This window comes from Vicinamibacteria bacterium, from assembly GCA_035570235.1.
Classification (GTDB): Bacteria; Acidobacteriota; Vicinamibacteria; order Fen-336; family Fen-336; genus DATMML01.
In genome coordinates this window covers 1-20,720 of the sequence record DATMML010000094.1, presented here as the reverse complement: position 1 = coordinate 20,720, position 20,720 = coordinate 1, and the positions used below count along the sequence as shown (strand labels likewise).

Annotated in this window: 21 protein-coding genes; 12 read left to right on the top strand and 9 right to left on the bottom strand. The window is 69.6% G+C overall.

Translation table 11 applies throughout. The features are described from left to right. The first annotated feature begins 136 nt into the window (after positions 1 to 136). On the top strand, positions 137 to 1,048 hold the full coding sequence (locus VN461_17745) for an MBL fold metallo-hydrolase (GenBank protein HXB56617.1): 912 nt from the start codon (positions 137 to 139) through the stop codon (positions 1,046 to 1,048). Positions 1,049 to 1,121: 73 nt separating this feature from the next. Here the strand turns inward: VN461_17745 and VN461_17740 are convergent, their stop codons facing one another. From VN461_17740 to VN461_17725, 4 genes are read right to left on the bottom strand one after another with little or no spacing between them, the layout of a single operon-like run. Further along, complete coding sequence (locus VN461_17740; protein ID HXB56616.1) at positions 1,122 to 2,102, bottom strand: L-threonylcarbamoyladenylate synthase; 981 nt, start codon at positions 2,100 to 2,102, stop codon at positions 1,122 to 1,124. Further along, positions 2,099 to 3,154, bottom strand: coding sequence for a radical SAM protein (locus VN461_17735; GenBank protein ID HXB56615.1), 1,056 nt, complete (start codon positions 3,152 to 3,154; stop codon positions 2,099 to 2,101). The genes VN461_17740 and VN461_17735 overlap by 4 nt, the downstream gene beginning before the upstream one ends. Before the next feature lie 9 nt (positions 3,155 to 3,163). Further along, positions 3,164 to 3,694 (bottom strand): hypothetical protein, encoded by a 531-nt coding sequence (locus VN461_17730; protein HXB56614.1) that lies wholly within the window; start codon positions 3,692 to 3,694, stop codon positions 3,164 to 3,166. Beyond that, positions 3,691 to 5,211, bottom strand: coding sequence for an AAA family ATPase (locus VN461_17725; GenBank protein ID HXB56613.1), 1,521 nt, complete (start codon positions 5,209 to 5,211; stop codon positions 3,691 to 3,693). The genes VN461_17730 and VN461_17725 overlap by 4 nt, the downstream gene beginning before the upstream one ends. A 65-nt stretch (positions 5,212 to 5,276) precedes the next feature. Here VN461_17725 and VN461_17720 point away from each other — a divergent pair, with 65 nt between their 5' ends. Both VN461_17720 and VN461_17715 read left to right on the top strand, forming a co-directional pair. Further along, the gene (locus VN461_17720; protein ID HXB56612.1) at positions 5,277 to 5,936 is read left to right on the top strand and encodes an alpha/beta family hydrolase; all 660 of its coding nucleotides are present in this window, start codon (positions 5,277 to 5,279) and stop codon (positions 5,934 to 5,936) included. A 149-nt stretch (positions 5,937 to 6,085) separates the two neighbouring features. Beyond that, positions 6,086 to 6,706, top strand: a complete 621-nt coding sequence (locus VN461_17715; protein ID HXB56611.1) for a cyclic nucleotide-binding domain-containing protein — start codon at positions 6,086 to 6,088, stop codon at positions 6,704 to 6,706. 32 nt (positions 6,707 to 6,738) lie between these two features. Here the strand turns inward: VN461_17715 and VN461_17710 are convergent, their stop codons facing one another. The 3 genes from VN461_17710 to VN461_17700 are packed head-to-tail and all read right to left on the bottom strand — an operon-like array spanning position 6,739 to position 10,470. After that, positions 6,739 to 8,106: a hypothetical protein gene (locus VN461_17710; protein ID HXB56610.1), complete on the bottom strand. Its 1,368-nt coding sequence runs from the start codon at positions 8,104 to 8,106 to the stop codon at positions 6,739 to 6,741. A gap of 7 nt (positions 8,107 to 8,113) precedes the next feature. Continuing rightward, positions 8,114 to 10,219, bottom strand: a complete 2,106-nt coding sequence (locus VN461_17705) for an ATP-binding cassette domain-containing protein (GenBank protein ID HXB56609.1) — start codon at positions 10,217 to 10,219, stop codon at positions 8,114 to 8,116. Further along, the gene (locus tag VN461_17700) at positions 10,216 to 10,470 is read right to left on the bottom strand and encodes a Fe(2+)-trafficking protein (protein ID HXB56608.1); all 255 of its coding nucleotides are present in this window, start codon (positions 10,468 to 10,470) and stop codon (positions 10,216 to 10,218) included. The genes VN461_17705 and VN461_17700 overlap by 4 nt, the downstream gene beginning before the upstream one ends. A gap of 83 nt (positions 10,471 to 10,553) precedes the next feature. Between VN461_17700 and VN461_17695 the strand changes: the two genes are divergently transcribed. After that, positions 10,554 to 11,954 carry a DEAD/DEAH box helicase gene (locus VN461_17695; GenBank protein HXB56607.1) on the top strand — a complete coding sequence of 467 codons (1,401 nt, stop codon included), beginning with the start codon at positions 10,554 to 10,556 and terminating at the stop codon, positions 11,952 to 11,954. A 10-nt stretch (positions 11,955 to 11,964) separates the two neighbouring features. Here the strand turns inward: VN461_17695 and VN461_17690 are convergent, their stop codons facing one another. Together VN461_17690 and VN461_17685 are read right to left on the bottom strand one after the other, a co-directional pair. Continuing rightward, complete coding sequence (locus VN461_17690; GenBank protein ID HXB56606.1) at positions 11,965 to 13,461, bottom strand: hypothetical protein; 1,497 nt, start codon at positions 13,459 to 13,461, stop codon at positions 11,965 to 11,967. 271 nt (positions 13,462 to 13,732) lie between these two features. After that, positions 13,733 to 14,851, bottom strand: coding sequence for a TIR domain-containing protein (locus tag VN461_17685; GenBank protein ID HXB56605.1), 1,119 nt, complete (start codon positions 14,849 to 14,851; stop codon positions 13,733 to 13,735). 500 nt (positions 14,852 to 15,351) lie between these two features. Between VN461_17685 and VN461_17680 the strand changes: the two genes are divergently transcribed. The 8 genes from VN461_17680 to VN461_17645 form a co-directional block, all read left to right on the top strand. Further along, the gene (locus VN461_17680) at positions 15,352 to 16,101 is read left to right on the top strand and encodes a DUF3102 domain-containing protein (GenBank protein ID HXB56604.1); all 750 of its coding nucleotides are present in this window, start codon (positions 15,352 to 15,354) and stop codon (positions 16,099 to 16,101) included. Beyond that, complete coding sequence (locus tag VN461_17675) at positions 16,098 to 16,940, top strand: hypothetical protein (GenBank protein HXB56603.1); 843 nt, start codon at positions 16,098 to 16,100, stop codon at positions 16,938 to 16,940. Before VN461_17680 ends, VN461_17675 begins: the two co-directional genes overlap by 4 nt. Positions 16,941 to 17,065: 125 nt before the next feature. Then, on the top strand, positions 17,066 to 17,362 hold the full coding sequence (locus VN461_17670) for a hypothetical protein (GenBank protein HXB56602.1): 297 nt from the start codon (positions 17,066 to 17,068) through the stop codon (positions 17,360 to 17,362). Beyond that, entirely contained in the window at positions 17,359 to 17,658 is a 300-nt protein-coding gene (locus VN461_17665; GenBank protein ID HXB56601.1) for a hypothetical protein, read from the top strand. Before VN461_17670 ends, VN461_17665 begins: the two co-directional genes overlap by 4 nt. Beyond that, a complete protein-coding gene (locus VN461_17660) occupies positions 17,625 to 19,430 on the top strand; it encodes an AAA family ATPase (GenBank protein HXB56600.1) in 1,806 nt (601 codons plus the stop codon). Before VN461_17665 ends, VN461_17660 begins: the two co-directional genes overlap by 34 nt. A 357-nt stretch (positions 19,431 to 19,787) precedes the next feature. Next, positions 19,788 to 20,288 (top strand): HGGxSTG domain-containing protein, encoded by a 501-nt coding sequence (locus VN461_17655; protein HXB56599.1) that lies wholly within the window; start codon positions 19,788 to 19,790, stop codon positions 20,286 to 20,288. Beyond that, positions 20,285 to 20,485, top strand: a complete 201-nt coding sequence (locus VN461_17650) for a hypothetical protein (GenBank protein ID HXB56598.1) — start codon at positions 20,285 to 20,287, stop codon at positions 20,483 to 20,485. The genes VN461_17655 and VN461_17650 overlap by 4 nt, the downstream gene beginning before the upstream one ends. After that, the coding region (locus tag VN461_17645) for a hypothetical protein (GenBank protein ID HXB56597.1) at positions 20,478 to 20,720 on the top strand (243 nt) is incomplete at its 3' end. The genes VN461_17650 and VN461_17645, both read left to right, overlap by 8 nt.

Here is a 20,720-nt window from a genome sequence, read left to right as displayed (position 1 = left end):
CCCGGAGTTTACTCCACGGTATCCGCTCGGGGATACTGGCCGCGGCCCTTTGGCCGCCGCGACGGGGGCGGGCCCGCTTGGGAACCGATTTTTGATAGGATGCGACGGAAGCGCCCATGACCGACCCATGAGGAGAGTGACCGCGCGGAAAAGAACCGTCCGCCCCACCCAGTTCGACGTGTGGGGTAGCCGCGGATCGCGCAGCCTCCTCCCCCGCCGCTCCCGAATCGCCAACAACACGTCCTGCTACTCCGTCCTCCACGGGGAGGACCTCTTCCTCCTGGACGCGGGACGCGGCTTGGCCGCCCTCGGCTGGGCGATGAAGCGACGGGCCCGCTTCGCGGTGGTCCGCAACGTGCACGTGCTCGTGAGCCACGCCCACCTCGATCACTGGGAGGGCCTGAAGGACGCGGACTGGTTCTGGGAGAAGGGGAATGGGCTCGACATCCGCGTCCTGGGGTCGACGCAAGCCCTGCGCGCGATCCGCACCGCCTATGGCCATCCCCTCTACGTGGCCCTGGAGCTTCTGGGGGCGGGCACGGTGAGAGGCGTGCGCTACCAGACCCTGAAGCCGGGGGAGCGGCGGCGCTTCGGGGACTGGCGGCTCGTGACCCAGCCCCTGCGTCACTACAGCGGGGCCGGCCGCTCCGTCTGGGCTCTCGACACCCTGGGCTACCAGCTCACCGCCCCCGACGGCGCCACCGTGGCCTACCTCTGTGACCACGAGCCCAACCGCCGAACCCAGGCCGTGGAGCGGGCCCTCCTGGGCGAGGCCCACCTCGCCGTTTACGATGCCCATTTCCCGGACATCCAGCACCAGGAGCACGGGCACGGCTCCCAGGAGCACGCCTCGCTGATGGCGCGCGCCCACCCGCGCGTGCTCGTGCTGGCCGGACACCACGGGCCCGTCATGAGCGATGCCGAGATCCGGCACGCCCACCGCCGGCACGGGCGGGGGGCCTCGAACTTCCAGCTCGCGGTGGAGGGTGTGACCTACCAGTGGAATCCCCGCCACGCGGCCTTTGCGAGGCGGGCCGGTCGGGGCTGACCTCGTCTCGGGCCGACCCGGGGGCCCGATCTCGGATCCGAGGGCAGCGCCGCCTTGCGGCCGCCGCGCGGGGTCAGGGGCGCGGGGCCGCGCAGCGCCGGAGCCGGTCCATGATGGCGCGGCCGATCCCGGTCTCGGGGCAGGGCTCGGCGAGGAGGATGTCGAGGCCGAGGGCATCGAGCCGACGCAGAGCGGCAAAGAGGTTGGCGGCGGCGGTCGTGCCCTGGCCGTCCGGCGCCAGCACCTCCACCGCCGCGTAGGAAGCGCCCTTAGGCGCGTGCGCGAAAGCGAGCAGGCCCACCCGACCCGCTCCGAACGGCGGCGCTCCCGCGTGACCGGTCAGGATCGTAAGCGGCGTGCGGGTGGCGTAGTGGCGGAGGAGCTGGCCGGGGGCGGTGGGCCGGTCGGTCGGACCGGCTAGTTCAATCGTCTGGCCCAGGGCCGATTCCAGGTCCTCCCGACTGACCGCGCCCGGCCGCAGGAGGCACGGCGGCTCGACCGTGAGCCCGAGGATGGTCGACTCCAGCCCCACCCGGCAGGGCCCACCGTCCAGGATGAGGTCGACCCCCTCCCCGAGCTGCTCCGCCACGTGGGCGGCGGTGGTGGGGCTCACGTAGCCGAAGGGGTTGGCGCTGGGGGCGGCAAGCGGTGTGCCCGCCTCTCGGATGAGGGCGCGGGCCGCGGGGTGGTCGGGCACGCGCACGCCCACCGTCTCCAGGCCGGCGGTGACGAGGTCGGGTACGGAGGGCAGCCGGGGCAGGACCAGGGTCAGGGGACCCGGCCAGAAGCGCGCGCCCAGCCGCGCCACCCGGGGGTCGGCGGTTGTGGCCACCCGCGAGACCGCCTCCGCGTCCGCCACGTGGGCGATCAAGGGGTCGAACGAGGGCCGGGCCTTGACCTCGAAGACGCGGGCCACCGCCCGCGGATCGAAGACGCTGGCCCCCAGGCCGTAGACCGTCTCCGTGGGGAAGGCCACCACCCCCCCGCCCCTCAGGACGGCGGCCGCGTCCGCGATCGCGCCCGGCTCGTCGGCGCGGCGGACCCGCGCGGTCAGGCCGGCTCCGGCCCGGCGAGGGCCCGGCCGCCGCTGGCCCGGGAGGCAAGCATCCCGCAGGCGGCGTGGATGTCGGGGCCGCCGGAATAGCGGCGGACGAAGGGGATGCGGTTTGCGGCCAGGGCGGAAAGGAACCGGCCGCGCTCCTCGGCGTCGGCACGCCGGAAGCGGCCTTCGGGATCGTTCACGTCGATCACGGAGAGCCGCAGGGGGACGCCCGCGAAGAGCCGGGCCAGCTCCCGTGCCTCGTCGGCTCCGGAGTTGATTCCCGCCATCAGGACCCAGGCCAGGCTCACCGGCCCCCCCCGGACGGCGGCATGCCGCCGCATGGCCCCGGCCAGGGCGGGCACGTCGTAGCGGCGGGTCAGAGGCACGAGCTGGGCCCGCTTCTCGGAAAAGGCGGAGGTGAGGGAGAGGATCAACCGGTAGGGATGCCCCTCGTCCGTGTAGCGCTCGATCTGGGGGAGGAGGCCGACGGTGGAGATCGTGATGCGGTCGCCGCGGATGCGCCCCCCCGAGGGATCGCGCAGGATCTCGGCCGCCCGCATCACGTTCTCGTAGTTCTGGAAGGGCTCGCCCTGTCCCTGGAAGACGACCCCGGTCACCGGTCGCTCCGGGGACTCGCGGCGCACGGTCAGGACCTGCTCCACGATCTCCCAAGGCTCCAGGTTGCGGGCGAAGCCGAGGCGACCGGTCTCGCAAAACGTGCAGGCCAAGGCGCATCCGGCCTGCGAGGAGACGCACACGCTCCAGCGCGGCCGATCCAGAGGGATGCGGACGGTCTCGAAGGAATGGCCATCCGGGGACCGGAAGAGGTACTTCACGAAGGGATCGACCGCGCTCTGCCGCCGATCGAGCACCTCCAGCCGGGTGGTGCGGCCGCGGGTGAGGAGCTCGCGGGCCAGGGTCTTCGACAGCCCCCGCACGCCCGCAAGGTCATCCCCGTCTTCCCAGACCAGCCGGCTCACGACCCGCCGGGACACCCCGGGGTCGATCCCTAGGTCGGGCCAGAGCGAGGCCAGGCTCAGGGGCGTGTGGTTGCGCAGGTGCATGGGCGATCCTCAGAACCGGATGACCCGACGCTCCCCCTTCACCTCGATCTCGACCTCCGTCTCCCCGATGCGGAGGACGCGCACGCCCTCGAAACTGTCCCCTTCGCGGACGATCCGGTCGTTGAGCACCGCCACCGGGTGGCCGTCCTGCACCGTGATGGCGTTGAGACGGAACTCGGCGGCGGCCTCGGGGGGGCGGGGAGGCGGGAGCGCGTGGACGGAGGAGGGGGTCGGTGCCGTCGCCGCGGGGGCGGAGAGGGCCACGGTCGGAGAGGGAAGGACAGGCACTCCCACCCGCGGGGGGAGGGCGGCGAGGGTGGGGGTCGGGGTGGGCCCGACGGCTCGGGGGGCCGCGGGCCGAAAACGCCACAGGAGGAACGCGGCCGCGGCCAAAGCCAGGACGAGCGCGACCAGACCCGCGGCCCGCGCCCCGGCCTTGCCGGAGCGCGCCCAGGGGAGGTGGGCGAGGACGAGGAAGCCGCGCTCCGGCACCCCTTTCTCCCGCTCCAGCTTCTTCAGGGCCTCGAGGATGAGGCTCACGAGGCGCCTCCGGGGCGGGGCACGGACGCCTTCAACCGCGGTCGGGTGTAGGGTCCCAGGCTGTAGAGGGTCATGAGCGTCCGACTCCCGATCACGCCGTCGGCGATAAGGGCGGAGTCGCGCTGGAAGCGGCCCACCACCGTGCTCAAGTCGGCCTCGGAACCAGCATAGCCGAGGCGGGCCAGCGAGTCCTTTGCCCACGCTTCCGTCCGCGCCCTCCCCTCCGGGCGAACGAGGCCCTGGAAGTCGCGCCAGAGGAAGATGGCCTCGTGGGTCCAGAGCCGGTCCAGGTCGGCGACGCCGACCCGGAAGGGAGAGTCGGTGCCCACCGCCACCAGGGCCGTGCCCCCTTCCAGCCCGAGCAGGGCCAGGAAGCAGGTGTCCCGCCGGGAAGGGTGGAACATCTCGAGGATCACCGGCAAGTCGAGGTGGCGCACCTGGTCCAGGTGGGTGCGCAGGGAGGTCCTCTCGAGGGGCTCGTTCCCCCACTGGGCCTGCACTTGGGAGAGGGCGGCCTCCCGGGACGCGTCGTGGGGGATGGCCAGGAGCGCCGGCTCCAAGCGGGAGACGGCGGCGGGTGCGGTGGGGGGCGCCTCCGGCTCGGGGGCGCGCAGGGTCCGCGGCGCGGCCAGGGTCACCACGAGCGCGAGGGCCACGGCCACGCCCCCCGCGAGGAGGGCGTAGGCACGGGACGGGAGCCAGGGGGCGGGGCCATCACCTTTCACCTCGTCCGCCGCTCGCCGCACCATGCCGGCCTCGATCACCCGCGTCCCGGAGACGAAGCCCGCGAGCAGCGAGCGGTCGCAAATGAGGTTGATGAGCCGGGGGATCCCGGCCGCCCGGCGATGGACGGCACGTAGGGCGGCGGGGGTGAACGTCACCTTGCCCGTGCCTCCGGCCACGGAGAGGCGGTGGCGGACGTATTCCTCCGTCTCCGGACGCGAGAGCGGCGAGAGGTGGTAGCGGGCGGTCACCCGCTGCGCGAGCTGCCGCAGCTCGCGGCGGGCCAGGAGCTCCTGCAGCTCCGACTGCCCCATGAGCACGATCTGGATCAGCTTCTCCGTGTCCGTCTCCAGATTGGAGATGAGGCGGATCTGCTCCAGCACCTCGGCCGAGAGGTCCTGCGCCTCGTCGATGAGGAGCACCACCTCGCGGCCCCGGGGGCGGGAATCCAGGAGGAAGCGGTGGAGAGTGTCCACCAGCTCCTTCAGGGAGGTCCCGGGAGCGGGGACGTGCAGGTCCTCGAGGATCGAGCGGAGCAGCTCGGCCGCGGTCAGCGCCGGGTAGAGGACGACCGCGGTGGCGGTGTTCTCGGGCAGGCGCCCCAAGAAGTAGCGGGCGAGGGTGGTCTTGCCTGTTCCCACCTCGCCCGTGATGAGGATGAAGCCGCCCCGCTCGCGGCGGCCGAACTCCAGGTGGGCGAAGGCCTCGGCGTGGCGCCGGGACAGATAGAGGTACTTGGGGTCGGGGGTGAGGTTGAAGGGCTTCTCCACGAAGCCGTAGTACGCCTCGTACACGATTCTTCGAGTGTACCACCCGGCCAGAGCGGCGGCGGCTCTTCCCGGCTATCCTGGGCGGAGCCATGGGCACGGAAGAGGTCCGGATTCCCGTCGGGGAGGGGGCGGTCACGGCGTCGGTCCACGGCGCCGGCCCGACCGCGGTCGTCCTCGGTCACGGGGCGGGAAGCGATCGTCGTCACCCCCGCCTGCTGGAACTGGCCGAGGTCCTCGCCGCCTCCGGTCGGCGGACCGTGCTTTTCAACTTCCCCTACAAGGACCGGGGCGGGCGCGCTCCGGATCCGGCCCCCGTGCTCGAAGCAACCACGCGCGCGGTGGGGGAGTATGCGCAGGGGGTCCTGGGGGCGGCACGGCTGGTGCACGGCGGGAGGTCCATGGGCGGGCGGATCGCCTCCCAGGCGGTGGCGGCGGGCGCCCCCGCCCACGGTCTGGTCTTCCTCGCCTATCCGCTGCATCCGCCGGGCCGGCCGGAGATGCGGCGGGACCGCCACCTCCCCGGAGTCACCGCGCCTATGCTTTTCGTCCAGGGAACCCGCGACGCCTTCGCGCGCTGGGACCTCCTGGAGGGTCTGCTCGCGCGTCTGGGCGACCGGGCCTCCCTCCATCGCATCGAGGACGGGGACCATTCCTTCGCGGTGCGCAAGCGCTCGGGGCGACTCCCGGAGGACATTCGGGCCGAGGTCCAGGACGCGGTCCTGAGCTGGCTCTCGGCGCGGGGGTTGTGACCGAAGGGGGCGTGCTATGATCCCGGCGTCGAGCCGGAAGCCGCTTCCGGGGGCGCAGGCGGGCGCGCGGAGCACTGGCCGCGTCCGTCGAGCCGGGCGGTAGGGCGCGGCCGGGGCTGGCCGGCCCCCGATTTTCCGAGGGGGACCAAGTGGAGAGCTGGTGGCCCGCCCTTCGCGTGGGGGATCTCGTGGGCACCCTCACGGACGAGGAGCACGCGCGCCTCCTCGCGGCCATGGAGCCCTGCACGGCCGAGTCCGGAGACCTCATCTTTCAGAAGGGGAGCCCGTCGCGAAGCCTCCTCGTGGTCGAGGAAGGGCAAATCGAGGTCTTCGACGAGGTGATGGGCGAAGTCGTCGTCCTGGCCTCCGTAGGCCCGGGGGGCGTCGTGGGCGAGGTGGGCTTCGTGGACGGCCGGCCCCGCACCCACCACGTGCGCGCGCAGGGTGCCTGCCGTCTTCGTCGGCTGACCCGGGAGGGGCTGCTCGATCTCGTGAAGGGGGATCCCGCCCTTTTCGCCAAGCTCACGATCGCTCTGGCCCAGCTCCTGGCCGAGCGCTTCCGGTCCGCGATGGACGAGCTCGAGCCGGTGCGAGCTTTTGCTGCGTCCCTGCGCGAGCCCCTGGAGCCGGAAGAGGGTCTCGAGTTCGAGCCGATCGACGAGCCCCTGCCGGAGGCGGACCCCGCCGAGTCCGATGCTGCGGGCGCGGTCAAGCTCATCAAGGACGTGGCCCGCCGGGCACGCAAGAAGCGAGGCCCGGCGGCGGTCTGAAGGCGCGGCGAGGCCCGTGCGAGGCCACGGCCTCAGTAGCAGAGCTGCCGGCGGCCCCCGCCCGTGGAGACCGCGATCCCGAGCCCGTCGGGCGGGGGGGCGCCCCCCGCCAAGCAGGGGAGCGAGCCCGACTCCGCGGGGCCGAACGAGAGTCCGGGCAAGTGGGCCGCATAGGCCTGGCAGACGGCCTCGGCCAGGCGGTCGCAGCGAACGTTGAAGAAGGGCGCTCCTGCCTCCAGGGCACGCTCGATGCCGGTGGGGCCGAGGGCCCGAAGGGCCCGGTACTCGGCCGGGCTTCCCGTCACGAAGCTCGTGCCGAGGTCCCGCACGCCGAGAGCGGCGTTGGAGACGAGCAGCGCCCAGATCAGGACCTGCCCTCCCCGGGGCAGGGCGGGTAGCGCGAGACCCAGGGCCAGGGCCAGGAAGAGCGGCGCGAACAGGATGTTTCGCCAGAAGGGCGTGCCCGCCAGGCCGAGGGCGGTCAGGGTCTCCGCGACGAGGAGGAAGGATGCCCCCGCGGCGAAGGTGAGGAGGAGGAGCCGGTCGCGGAAGCGGTCAGGCCGCCGCCGGGCCAGGACCGCCCCCCCCATGGCCAGGAGCAGGACGCCCACCCCCGTGGCTGTGCTCGGCACATTCGCGAGACGACCGAGGAGGCCCAGAGAGAACCGGCCGGGGAGCGCGGCCCCTCGCCAGCTCTGGCGCTGGGCGAGCATCGCGGGGAGGACGGGAGCGTAGAGCAGGAGAACCAGGGCCAGGCAGGCCAGGCCGGCCAGGGACACCGCGACGGCCGCGCGCCGAAGGTCGCGCCCGCAAAGCGCCGCCCCGGCCAGGGCTCCCGGAACCGCGTAGCCAAACGTGGGCACGGTCCAGGTCGCGAGGGCGAGCAGGACCACGGTCCCCCCCAGAGACCGCCCCTCCGCCGCCCAGACCAGAGAGGCCAGGAGGAGGAGGGTGCCTAGGAGATAGCCCCGGGCCAACAGGAGGTAGGTGGTGAAGAGGGGAGCGGAAAGGAGCGCGCAGAGGGCGATGAGGGTGGCGGTCACGGGCCCCGTGCCCTGGCCCAGGACCCGGACGAGTAGGGCGAGGAGGGCCGCGCCCACCAGCAGGTTTGGGATCCGCAAGAGCGGGGGCCAGGTCTCCACGAGCGTCGCCGGCAACGAGATCGCCTGCAGGGCGGTGAAGGCCACGTGGTTGTTCGGATTGGGGTAGTGGCTGATCACGTAGACGACCCCGTGGGAGGCGACGTCGGTGAAGTTCCAGGCCTCGTCGTAGGTCAGGGGCACGTGGCCCCGCAGGGAGAGGGTGGTCACGAGAAGGAGCCAGATGCCCGCCAGGGGAGCGGCGCGCCACCATCGGGCCGGGTCCGGAGGGGGGGCGGGTGCGGCCGACAGATGACCCAAGGAGGCTCTAGCCTCGGACCTCGACCTCGGTCTGGAGGGCCTCCCACTGACTGAGGAGGTCGCCCACCTCCCACATGAGCTTCTTGTGCGCCTCCGCGGCCTCCTCGGCCCGGGTGCGGTCCTCGTAGAAGCCGGGGGACGCCATTCGGGCCTCGAGGTCCCGGACCGCCTTCTCCTTCTCGGAGATGCGCTGCTCCAGGTCTGCTAGGCGGGCTTTCATCCGCTTGGCTTCCCGGTCGCGCGCCTGGCGGTCGGGGGGGGCCCCCTTCGGCCGCAGGCGAGGGGCGAGGGGATCCGGGGGGATCCCTTCTGGGTTCGCGGGAGGTGTCGCTGCGGGCCGGCCGTTGGGACCGCCCTTCGGGGAGGCGGCGGGCGGAGGAGCCTTCGCGGCCCGCGGCACGGCCGGGGTCGCCCGGGCGGGCTTGCCCGCGCCCGAGGCCGTCTCCGCATCTTCATCTTTCGGGGCCTTCGCGCGGCCGGGCATCGCGACCTCAAGCCCCGCCGCCCGCTGCTTCTTCCAATACAGGAAGTCTTCGTAGCCCCCGGGGTAGAGGGGGGCCTCGCCCCCCCCGACTTCGATCACCTTGCCCGCCAGCCGGTCCACGAAGTAGCGGTCGTGGGAAACGAAGATGAGGGTGCCTGCGTAGTCGCTGAGGGCGTCGAGCAGGACCTCCTTCGAGTCCAGGTCCAGGTGGTTGGTGGGCTCGTCGAGGAGGAGGAGGTTGCTGGGGTTCAGGAGCATCTTGGCCAGGGCCAGTCGGTTCCGCTCGCCCCCGGAGAGGACGGCCACGCGCTTGTTGATGTCGTCCCCCGAGAAGAGAAAGCCGCCCAGGATGTTGCGGATCATGGGCACCATGGTGGTGGGGCTGGCGCTCGACATCTCCTCGTAGACGGTGCGGGCGGGGTTCAGGACCGCGGCCTGGTCCTGGGCGAAGTAGTCGAGGACCAGGCGGTGACCCTCGATGCGCGCTCCCCCATCCGGGCGGTCGACGCCGGCCAGGATCTTCATCATCGTCGATTTCCCCGCCCCGTTCGGGCCCAAGAGCGCGATGCGGTCTCCGCGCTCCACCATCAGGTCCACCTCGCGCAGGACCACGTTGTCACCGTAGACCTTCCGGATTCCTTTGAGCTCCAGGATCACCCGCCCGGGACGGGGAGCGTCCGGGAACTTGAAGCGGATCCGCTTGCGCTGGGGCGGGATCTCGATCCGCTCCACCTTGTCCAGGAGCTTGATCCGGCTTTGGACTTGGCGGGCCTTGGTGGCCTGGTAGCGGAACTTGTTGATGAAGGCGGTGACCTTCTCGATCTCCTCCTTCTGCCGTCGGTGCGCCTCGTGGAGCCGTTCCATGCGGGCCTCGTGCTCCACCAGGTATTTCGAGTAGTTGCCGTGATAGTCGGTGAGGGTGCGCAAGCCCACTTCCGTGATCCGCTTCACGGTGGCGTCCAGGAAGTAACGGTCGTGGGACACGAGAACCACCGAGCCCGGGTAGTCGGCCAGGTATTCCTCCAGCCAGTTGCGCGCGGACAGATCCAGGTGATTGGTGGGCTCATCCATGAGCAGGAGATTGGGCCGCGCCAGAAGCAGCTTGGCGAGGGCGATCCGCATCTGCCAGCCGCCCGAAAACTCCTCCGTGCCCCGCCCCTGGTCCTGCTCGGAGAAACCCAGGCCCTTAAGCACCTCCGCCACCCGGGCCTCCATCTCGTAGCCGTCCAGGTGCTTGAAGCGCTCCGTGATCTCCGCGTAGCGGAGGAGCAGGCGCTCATGCTCGCCGCCATCGTCGTGGGTGGCCTGGGCCAGGGTGTCCTCGATCCGGTGCTGCTCCTCCTTCAGGGACAAGAGCTCCGCGAAGGCCTGGATCACCTCCGCGTGGACGGTCCGGCCGCGGTGGACCAGGCCGTCCTGGGGGAGGTAGCCGATGGTGGTCTCGGTGGCCATTCGAATCGAGCCCGCGTCCGGCTCCTCGAGCCCGGCCAGCATGCGCAGGAGGGTGGTCTTCCCGCTGCCGTTGGGCCCGGAGAGGCCGATGCGGTCCTGCTTCCGGACATGCCAGGACACGTCCTCGAGGAGGACCTTCTCGCCGTACCGCTTGCTGAGGCCCTCGACGTGGATCATTCCGGCAGGTTCAGGTTGCGCTGGGCAAAGAGGAAATCGAGGGTGGCCTTCTTGAGCATCTCCCGGTGCTGGGGGTCGAGGAAGTTCAGACGGTACTCATTGATGACCTTGACCTCCGTGGCCTCCCACTCGCCCCAGCAGGACTTGCAAATCGAGGCCAAGACCCGTTCCCGGTCGGGTCCGGAGAAGCCGACCCGGTGGGGGGGCGGGGGCTCCCCCGTCGTTCCGCAGCGGCTGCACGTGATGGACATGCCTTCCTCCACCAAACTTGAAATTATATCGCGCCCGGGGGCGCCTTGCGAGGCGGCCCCTCTGCATACGATAATGAACGGTTATGGAAATTGCCGCGCCGGTATCGAAGGGCACCTTCGCCGCTCTTGACCTCTCCGCGGAAACGCTGGCCAGCTTGGAGGCCAAGGGCTACGCGGCCCCCACGGACGTGCAAGCGGAGACCATCCCCCGGGCCATGACCGGCCGGGACCTCGTCGTCCAGTCCCGCACCGGCACCGGCAAGACGGCTGCCTTCGGGATCCCCATGGTGGAGAAGGTGGAGGCGGGGCGGGAGGGAGTGCAGGCCGTGGTGTTGGCTCCCACCCGCGAGCTGGCCCTGCAAGTCTCCCAGGAGATTGCGGAGATCGGCCGCGGCCGGGGGGTCAAGGTCGAGGTCATCTACGGGGGCGATTCCATGGACCGCCAGCTCGAGGGCATCCGGGCGGGGGCCCACGTGATCGTGGGCACTCCGGGCCGGGTGCTCGACCACCTCCGGCGCAAGACCCTGCGCTTCGACAGCGTCAAGATGCTGGTCCTCGACGAGGCCGACCGCATGCTGGACATGGGCTTCGCGGTGGAGATGGGCCAGATCATGGAATACATGCCCGCCGAACGGCAGACCCTGCTCTTCTCGGCCACCGTCCCCCTGGGCATCCGCGGTCTCATCTATCACTACCTCGCCGATCCCGAGTGGGTGCTGCTCTCCGAGGACCAGATCTACGTTAAAGAGGTCCAGCACCTCTATTGCCTGACCCCCAAGCTCCACAAGGAGGGCACCCTCTACAAGCTGTTGGAGTACGAGAACCCCGCCTCCTCCATGGTCTTCTGCAACACCCGGGAGGAGACCCGGCTCGTATACACCTTCCTCGCCGGCAAGGGCCTGCCCGCGGCCATGCTCTCCTCCGACTTGCCCCAGCGCAAGCGGGAAACGGTCATGGCCCGTTTCAAGGGAGGGGAGATCCGCCACCTGGTCACCACCGACGTGGCCTCGCGGGGGATCGACATCGAGGATCTCTCCCACGTCTTCATCTTCTCCACCCCCGACTCCCCCGAACAGTACATCCACCGCGCGGGCCGCACCGGACGGGTGGGGAAGAGCGGGCGGGCGATCAGCCTCGTCTCCGCCCACGACCTCATGAACTTCAACCGCCTGGTCAAGCGGTACCACGTGGAGGTGGGGGAGCTCGCGGTGCCGTCGGATCAAGAGGTGCAGGCCCGCAAGGAGGAGCGGATCGTGACCCGGCTGGCCGCAGAGGGCCAGACCCTCCCCCTGGAAGACTTCGCGGAGTTTGCCCCCATCGCCCGCCGGGTGTCCGATCACGAGCACCGGGACCGGATCCTGGCCCTGCTCCTGCGCCGGTACTTCCAGGCCCCGGCGGCGGAGGCGGACGACGAGGAGCAGGCCCGGCTCGCCCCGCCCCCAAGCCGCGGGGGCGGAGGCTACCGGCACCGCCGCCGGCGTTAGGAAGCGTTCCTCACTTCAAGTATTCCCAGGCCGACCAGTTGTCGAAGCGGTAGGTGGCGAGGGGTGGCCCCAAGGCGCCCTCCACCACATCCTTCTCTAGACGTTCCGGCTCGCCCGTGATGAGGAGGATCCCCCGGCCCTGGCTCTGGGCGAGCTCGCGGGCTTGGGCCAAATAGCCCGGATCGCGCGCGAACTTCCGGCTGAAGAGCACGGCCTGGGCGGGGTCGCCGAAGAGGTGGGCGATGTAGTAGGTGCCCCAGGAGGCGTGGAGCTGGATGGTGCTCCGGTCGAGGCCGGACTCCCGCACCCAGGCCAGGAGGCGGTCCTTGGCGAAGTTGCTCCGCGGGTCTACGAGCACGCCGGGCGCGCGCCAGAGGAGGGAGGCCCAGAAGAGCCCGACAAGGAGGGCGCCCGCCCCGGCCGGGATCCGGTTTTGGCCCGGGGGCCCGAGGGCGGAGGCGAGGGCCAAGATCAGGAAGGCGAGCGCGAACGCCAGGTGATGGGCGGCCAGGGCGCGCCCGCTCAGGATGGTGACCCCAAAGGTGAGGAGCGCCGCGGCCAACCAGGAGAGGACGTCCCGGCGTCGGGGGCTGGCCAGGCCCACGGCCAGTAGCCCCAGGCTCAGGAGGGCGGGAAGGAGGTCCAGCCCGCTCGGGGGCCACAGCATGGAACGGGGGACGACCGAGGAGCCGTTGCTCAGGTAGGCGGCCAGGCCCGCCGCCACCGACCCCACCGCCTCCGGCTCGAGCGAGAAGCGGCCCTGGCGCAGGATCTCGTAGTAGGGGGTGCCCTCCGCGGTGACGGAGGAGAGGAGCCAGGCCGTGGGCAAGATCCAGGCGGCCAGGAAAGCGCCCACCGCCTGGGAGGGGTGGGGGGGCGCCTCGGTCCGGGGTGCACGCCCTCGGTAGGCCCGCGCGGCGATGGCGACGATCAGCGCGGGAAGGCACCAGACGAAGACGAGCTTGATCCACACCCCGAGGAAGCACAAAAAGCCCGCGGCCGCGGCCCGTGCGTTTCGGCGGACGGGGTCGCTCGCCTCGCCTGACGCGCGAATGAGGAGGAGGGCTCCCAGCAGCAGGATGAGGGACAGACCGACCGGCCCCGTATCTACGAGGAACGCGCCCGCGAAGAGGGGGAAGACGAGCCCGGCCAGAAGGGCGCGCAGAAAGCCCACGCCCAGGAGCCGAGCCAGGAGGTGGAGGGCAACCAGGAAGAAGAGCGCACCCTGGACGCGCACCGCCACGGGGTCCCGGAAAAGGCGCCAGAAGGGGTAGAAGGACACCACGGGCAGGCTTCCCACGTACACATAGGACCGCAGGGGGAGGAATACCGGAACCAGGGGCGGCCGCAGCCGGTACTCCTGGCACCCCTCCCGGTAGACGTGGTACTGCCGGCTCAGGGGATAGACCGCGCACCCCAGGGCGTGGTAGGCGTTGAACTCATCCATGTCGAAAGGAACGAAGCGGGGGGAGAGGAACCCCGCGGCGAGGACGAGGCCCCAGGCCACGACGACGCCCCAACGCGACTCGCGCCCCGCTCTCAGGCCAATTTGCCCTTTGGGATTTTCCAAGAAGGTCGGGGGGCTGTTGCGGCGACTGGCGGCCTAGGGAGGACCCGCACGGGTCTATCGTACTACGCTGCCAAACGCTCGCTCCAGCGAACGGAAAAGGGTGGCGACCTTAGCGGGACCCCGAACCACATTCCGCTATTCATTGTCCGAGGCTCTGTGCGGGTAGCATAGAGCACGCTCTCGATTTCACGCTTGGAAACAAACGGGACTAGCGGAATTGGCTGAAGGTCTTAAGCAACTTCATGGTTGATTCGTAGTCGAGCCGGTCGCCCTCAAAGTCACACCGGTAAAGCCCTTGCAGGTTTGAAGGGAGCGCGACGCCCTTTTCTACTAGAAGAACGACCTTCTTACCGTATAGAGCCATCGCGGCTCCGATCTCAATCAACACGTTGTCGTTGATCTTCGAGTGCTCCTTCCCGTCTCGATCAAGGTAGCTGCCTTCGGCCCCAACGTGGATCACGCCAGCACCGCATGACCGCATATCCTCGAACACCTTTTCTGGAACCGGTATCGCGGTGGACTCTCGTTCAACGGATACGACCGGTTCGAAACTTCCGAACGTCAGGAGTTCCTTCAATTGACCAACGATTCCGTGCCGTTTGCCGTGTGAGATGAAGACGCGATTGCTCTTGGGATCGAAACCGGGCGTTGGCGGTGCCGGCCTTGGCGGTGCGCCTGCCTGGGCTCCAGGAGGCGTCTCAACCTTTTCGGGTTCTGCATGATCCTCGTGCTCGGCGATTTCAGGTGTGGCAGTTGGTGCGGGTACACCCGGCGAGTCCAAATTGACGAAGGGCCCGGTGGGTGTGTCACGAATGATGCCGGCGTATCGGCCATTTGCTTTTACGATTTCGAGCGCAGACTCAACCCGCTCGGGAGGCAATCCAAGACTCTTAAGTACGTTGCCCGCGACGGCATCAACTGGAAACTTGGCTCGCCGGTATCGCTCAAAAAATTCCCTCAGGATGCGTGGCTTTAGGATCGCTTCGCGACGTGCCGTTAGGTCTTCACCTTCAGCCTCAGGCGAAACAAGCTTCCGTCCGAGCCCCAGAAGCTTGATCTTGCTGGCGTTGACGCCGCCCTCGGTCAAACCGTAGGCGATTGCGCTACCAGTCAGCGTTGGCCATGACCGCACGGTAGGACTAATGCCGAGGACCAGAGCGAGATCTGGCGGGGACGCATCTTTGCCTGCATAGTTGTCTACTAGAGCCGACGCGATTTTTTGAGCTTGCTGAAGCGACGCCTCCGGAAAGTCCGCCTGTTTGAAGTAGGCCCTCTTTTCAGCAGCAGGGGGTTTCCCGTCGGCTCTGGCCTTCCTGGGTCCAGCCATTTTTCCGCTCCTTTACTCGTGCGACTGTGCCCTAGCGCGATGGGTGAGATTCAGGGCTTCAGCGTTGGGCCTTGCGGGCCTGATGATTGCATCCTCGCCGTTGCTGCTTCCTGGCGACCGCATGCCCCTGTGGAAGGGTAGCAGGTTTCCGTGCCCCCGCGCCCGCCCAACGTCCCGCGACCGGCCTTCCGTGGCCGCTAGCCCGCCTAGCTGTGGGCGGACCATGAGAGAGTCGCGTAGCGAGCCCCACGTCCGAATTCTCTTGACGCATCGAACCGGTCTGCTAGGCTCTAAGTAGAGGTTCGGCGGCCCCATCCGGGCGCGACACAGGACGCGCAGGGCATAAGTCGGGGTAAGGTCCATCAACGACGGCGAGCGAGGACATCCTGGGCTCGCCGTCGGACAAGCCAAGGCGGGCCGCCGCAGCAGCGCGCACAGAACCCCACGTCTCGCGCGAAACCCATTCCGTCAAATCGCCGGCCATCGGCGAGGAGGGTTTCGTGTTGAAGAAGACCAGGACTGAGAAGAAGAGCGCTCAGACAGCGCCGCAAGATCGCGACCGGATGCCCCTCGGGCAGCTACCCACTAACACCATCGACTTGAGCGGGAAAACCGCCCTCATCAAGAGCCTGTGGAGAAACCAGGTTGTGGCGTACGTCGACATCGGACAAGAGCTTAACAGGGCCAAGGATCTAGTGGACTACGGGGAGTTCGCGAAGTGGGTGGAGCGCGAGCTCCCGTTCTCGGTGCGCACCGCCGAGCGGCTCATGGCGTTGGCCCGGAACGCGGTTCTGGCAAATCCGACGCATGCGTCGCATTTGCCGCCGCACTGGGACACCCTTTACGAGCTGTCACGGCTGGACGAGCTGGACTTAGAGAAAGCTATAGTCGACGGCAGAGTCACCCCCCGGACGGAGCGAAAGGACGTGGCAAGGCTTTGGCCGCCCAAACCGGAGCGCTCCCCGTCCCCACCATCGCAACGGCAAAAGCGCGAACTAGCCGAGCGGACCCTCCGAAGTCTCGTCGGTGCGGTCGCCAGCGTCGGTAGGGTGGACGTCCGCGACCTCCTGGCTCCGCAGCAGGCTGAATGGGAAGCCCAAGTGGGGAGCGCGCTCGTGATCCTTGAGCGAAAACAGGACGAGTTGAAGACCGCGATGGGCAAGGAGGACGGGCTGGAGGATACGGTCCCCCAGGCCCCGGCCGCGTTTGACCTGAACCACGTACCGGCTCAGGGGGGAGCGGCCCTGTGACGGGGCCCCCGATTCGCCTTACGCACGCGGACCTCATGCTGGACGCCAAGAAGTTGGCCGGCCAGTTCCTAGACGCGCGGCACTACGACCGCGTGGTGCGGGACGACGCCGTGGTCCTGCGGCCCGACGGCCGGCTGCTTCTCCTGTATGCCGGGGACGTGCTCCCCCCTTCGTTGTGCGAAGCGGTTTTTGAGGCCAGCAAGCACTTGCACCCGACTTCGGATAACCGCGGCACGGCCGCCGGGGGCCATAGGAGGATAGCGCCGAGCGACGTCTTCGGCTTCCTCGACCGCTACCCGACCAACCCCTATTGCCGCATGACTGGCTTCACAATCGACCACGACGCCGAGTACGAGACCGCGCTGCCGCTGTTCGTCGCGATCAGCCGCAAGTATCAAGAGCTCGCGCCGCACCACTGGGAGGTGCAGCACCGGTTCGCGGACACGGTGTCGCCGGACTTCGTCATACCCGGAACGACCTTCACGAGCGTGACCATCAATCGCGACTTCCGCACCGCGGCCCACACAGACAGCGGGAACTACCGCCCCGGTCTGGAAGCGATAGCAGTGCTCGCCGGCGGGCGCTACGAAGGCTGCGAGCTTGTCTTCCCCCGGTATAGGACAGCCGTGGACATGCGCATGGGTGGGTTGTGTTTGGCCGACATGCACGAGCTCCATGGCAACGCGCCGCTGGTCGGGCGCGGGCTGCGGCTCTCGCTCGTCTGCTACGCGCGGGCGGGGATGTGCCGTTGCGGAAGCGCGGAGGAGGAGTGGCGACGCGCGGCGCGGCTGCGGAGCGCGAGTCAGTCGCCGAGAATTCTTCCCGTCTTGGGCAAATAGAACTTGCCCTCCTAGCGGGGGTGGGGTAAAAGTGAAATTGACGTAAGGTCGGTCTCCCCCGCGTCGACGGGACCGACTGCTGCTACTGCGGCGGGTGTGCAGGCCCGAGACCCAAAGGAGGTCTCGTGGCACGCGCACCACAACCCCGCAGCTGTCTCAACCCCCACTTCGTCACTGCTGTCCTTCTTTCCCCCATCAAGAACCAGGAGCTCGCGCGACTCGCGGGTTTTGCGCAGCCCGGCCACTTCTCGCAGCTCCTCCACGCCGTGTACGTGGTCCCGTCACTAAAGACCGCCATCCGGCTGGAAGTCGTGGCGCGCATGATCGGCTTCGAGGGGAAGGTCCTTCTTGAGGAGCGCCCACCGGTCACGGCCGACGCCTACTCGCTCGACTCGTTGCCTGGACCCGGGGTGGAGCAGTGACCCCGCTCGCGGGGCTCGGGGGACAGAAAAGCAACCGTTCGTACGGCGCCGCGGTTCTCCTGGCCCCCGCGTTCGCCGCCGCGGTCCGGGGGAGCGGCATGCTCGACAAGCCGCCGCGGTTCCGGTTCGTGTGGGGCTGCACGTGGGCCGCCGAGGACGGGCGGGCCATTTGGCTGACGGCGCTCCAGCGGGCTCGGCTGCGGGACGTGGTCCGCGAGCTCGGGCTGGACCCGGACGAGGTGGTTTTCGTGGCGGAGGACGCGTGGCCGGAAGCAGCGTGGCGGGGGGCCGCGTGAGCATCCCAGAGTTCGTCCCCCCGGAGCTCCGCGCGGCGCACCGCTGGGTGGCGTGGCGGCCCTTGGACGACAAGAAGCCCCCCGTGGGCGACGACGGCCGCGCGCTCCAGGAGTGGAACGCGCCCGAGAAGCTCCTGTCGTACGAGGCGGCTGTCGCGCGGGCAGCACGGCTCGCGGACGGTGGCGTGGGGTTCGTCCTGGGAGACGGCATCTCGGGGATCGACATGGACGACTGCCTCGACCCGGCCACGCACCAGCTGCACCCGGTCGCGGACGACATCCTTTTCGGGACAGCGGTCGGGTGCTACGCCGAAGTCTCGCCGAGCGGCACGGGGGTCAAGGTGTTCGGCCGCTCCCACCTGCCGCCTGTAGAGCTGAAATTCAACGGCGACGGCACGCCCACCTTCGCCACGGACGCGAGGCCGCCCTACTTCACCGTCACCGGCGACTGCGTGAACACCGAAGTACTCGGCGACGTGACCAAAGTAATCGACTTCTGGAGCGCGCAGCGACGCGCGGCCCGCTCGACCAAGGCCCCGGACGGGGTCGTCGGCCAGGGCGAGCAGCACGACGCACTCATCCGCGAGGCGGGCTCTCTGCGCCGCCGGGGCCATGACGACGAGGCGACATTCGCCATGCTACGCGGGTGGGTAGATGCCCGCTTCGACCCGCGGCCGTCCGACAAGGCTATACGTGAGATCGTGCGCTCTACTCGGCCGTGGCAAGAGGAGCCGCGGACCGCGGAGTCGCTTGGCCTTGATGCCGAATGGCTCACCGACGCCACCCTCGTGGCCGCGGAAGGGCGGGACATCGCCGAGCAGGGCGTGCCATATGTCCTCGGCGGTATCGTCCCTGCCATCGGCACGCTCGGGATGCTCGTGGCGTACACGAAGGTCGGCAAGACCACGCTGGGGCAGGCTCTCGGCGCGGCAGTCTCGAGCGGCGTCCCGTTCCTCGGGCGGAACACCACCAAGGCGCGAGTTCTCTACATCGCCGCCGAGGACCCGCCCGAGTACACAGCGTGGGTAGCTCGACACCTCGTGGCCGAGCCCGGCGCCATGACGTTCTACCGGCGCGGCGTAGTCCTCAACGATCTGGGGCTCGCGGCCATCGCCGAGACCGTCAAGGCCGGCGGCTACGGGCTCGTCCTAATCGCCTCCTGGCAAGCCGTGATTCGCGGGGAAGTCGACGACGAAAACGACAACGCGGGTGCCGTCATGGTGGTAGAGCGGGTCAAAGCCGCCACTCGCACGCTCGGCGTCCCGTGGCTCATCGACGCGCACGCGGGCAAGGGCGAGGACCAGGAGGACGAGGCCGACCCCACACGTGCCCTGCGGGGCGCGTCGGCAGCTGCCGGGGCCGCTGACTACATCCTCTCGCTTCGGTACGCGGACGGAGCGTTTGGCAGCCTGCGGCGGCTGAGCGGCAAGGGGCGGTTCGTGTCGCTGGAGCCGCAGACTATCCGCTACGACCCAACCACCGGGGTCTACGAAAGCCTTGGGGCCACGAAGAACGCGGTGGCCAGCGAGACGTGGAAGCTCATCGTGAAGACGAGAGCACTCACGAGCGAGCCTCGGACCGTGGACGTGATCGCGAAGGCCGCGGGGCTCGTCAGTGCCAGCGGCAACGTCACCGGGGACGCTAGGCGCAAGGTCCGCGACGCACTGCGAGAGCGGGAGGGCGTCACTAGGACCGAGGAGAAACGTCGCGGGCAGAGGACCATTCTCTACAGCCTGCTCGTGCAGCAGATGGAACTGGAGGCGGGGTCGTGACCCCGGCCGGCCGACTGCGCCCCGGATGGGGGAGGGCTGAGTGGGGCGGGCCGGTTTCCACTCCGCCCACTGCGCCCACCCCGCCTATAGGGGACTGCGTTGGGCGCAGTCACCCCGGCGGGCCGGGCCGGGCCTTTTTGACTGCGCCCCACTGCGCCCAACTGCTCCCAACATGGGTTTGGGCGCAGTCGCAGTGCCGGGGCAAGGTCCACGAAACCGGCCAAAAGGCCCGCCCGCCCCGGCCGGCCGCCGGCTTCCCGCGCGCGCGAGCCGGGGACCCTATGGAGCTCGGCACCCCATCAACCCGTGGCGTTTCCGACCAATGCCCTCGGGCATTGGCACGCCCAAAGAGAGGACATGAGCGCTAACCCCTTCGCACTGGCCCGCACATGCCGCGCCACGAATCGCGCCGGCCAGCGCTGCGGCCGTCCTCCGATGCTCGGCGGGTTCGTCTGCAGGTTGCACGGCGGGGCTTCGCCGCAGGCAATCCGCTCGGCGCGCGAGCGACTCCGCGCCATGGTGGACCCGGCGCTCGACGCGCTCCTCCGCATCATCGAAGCTCCTCATGGACTCTGCCCACTGTGCCAGCGTTCAGACGACATGTCCGCGGTAACCAAGGCCGCCATTGCGGTGCTGGACCGCGCGGGCCACGGGCCGCACGCAACGTTGGCCTTGGAGCGCTCGCCCGAGCCACCGCTCCCATGGCCGGCGCTAACCGAGCCGCAGATGGACACGGTCAAGGCCGGGCTCGCCGCCGTAAAGGCCGTCGCCTACCTCTCGGACGAAGAGGCGGCGGCACTTCGGGCCATCGGGGAGGCGGTCACAGCGCGCATCGAGGCCGCGAAGGAGGCGCATTGAAGCCTGCCCCCCAGGCGCCCTCCGCGGCGGAGTTCGTCGCCGTCACGACCGAGGCACGCACCCGGCTCCACCGCGCGCTCCGGGCCGGCGACGCCGAAACGGCGCTGGCCCTGCTGCGCGACCTGGATCCACTGCTGGACGCGGCCGTCGAACGGATGGCCGAGTGGCTCACTTTCAAAGGAGAAAAACGTGAATGACCCGCTCTTGAAGACATCGCTGCCCCTGCTGCTGGAGCAAATTCGCAAGGCCGCACCCGCGTTCGCCGCGGACGCCGAGCGGAAGTTGACCGCACTGCTCGGGATCTCCACCGCTTGCAAGACCGCCCTCGACCAAAACAAGGTCGACCCCAACTTGAGCGCGCAGGGGCGGCGTAATGCGGCCGAACCCATCGCCCGTCGGGCATTGCAACAGCTGGCCGACTGGGAGGCCGCG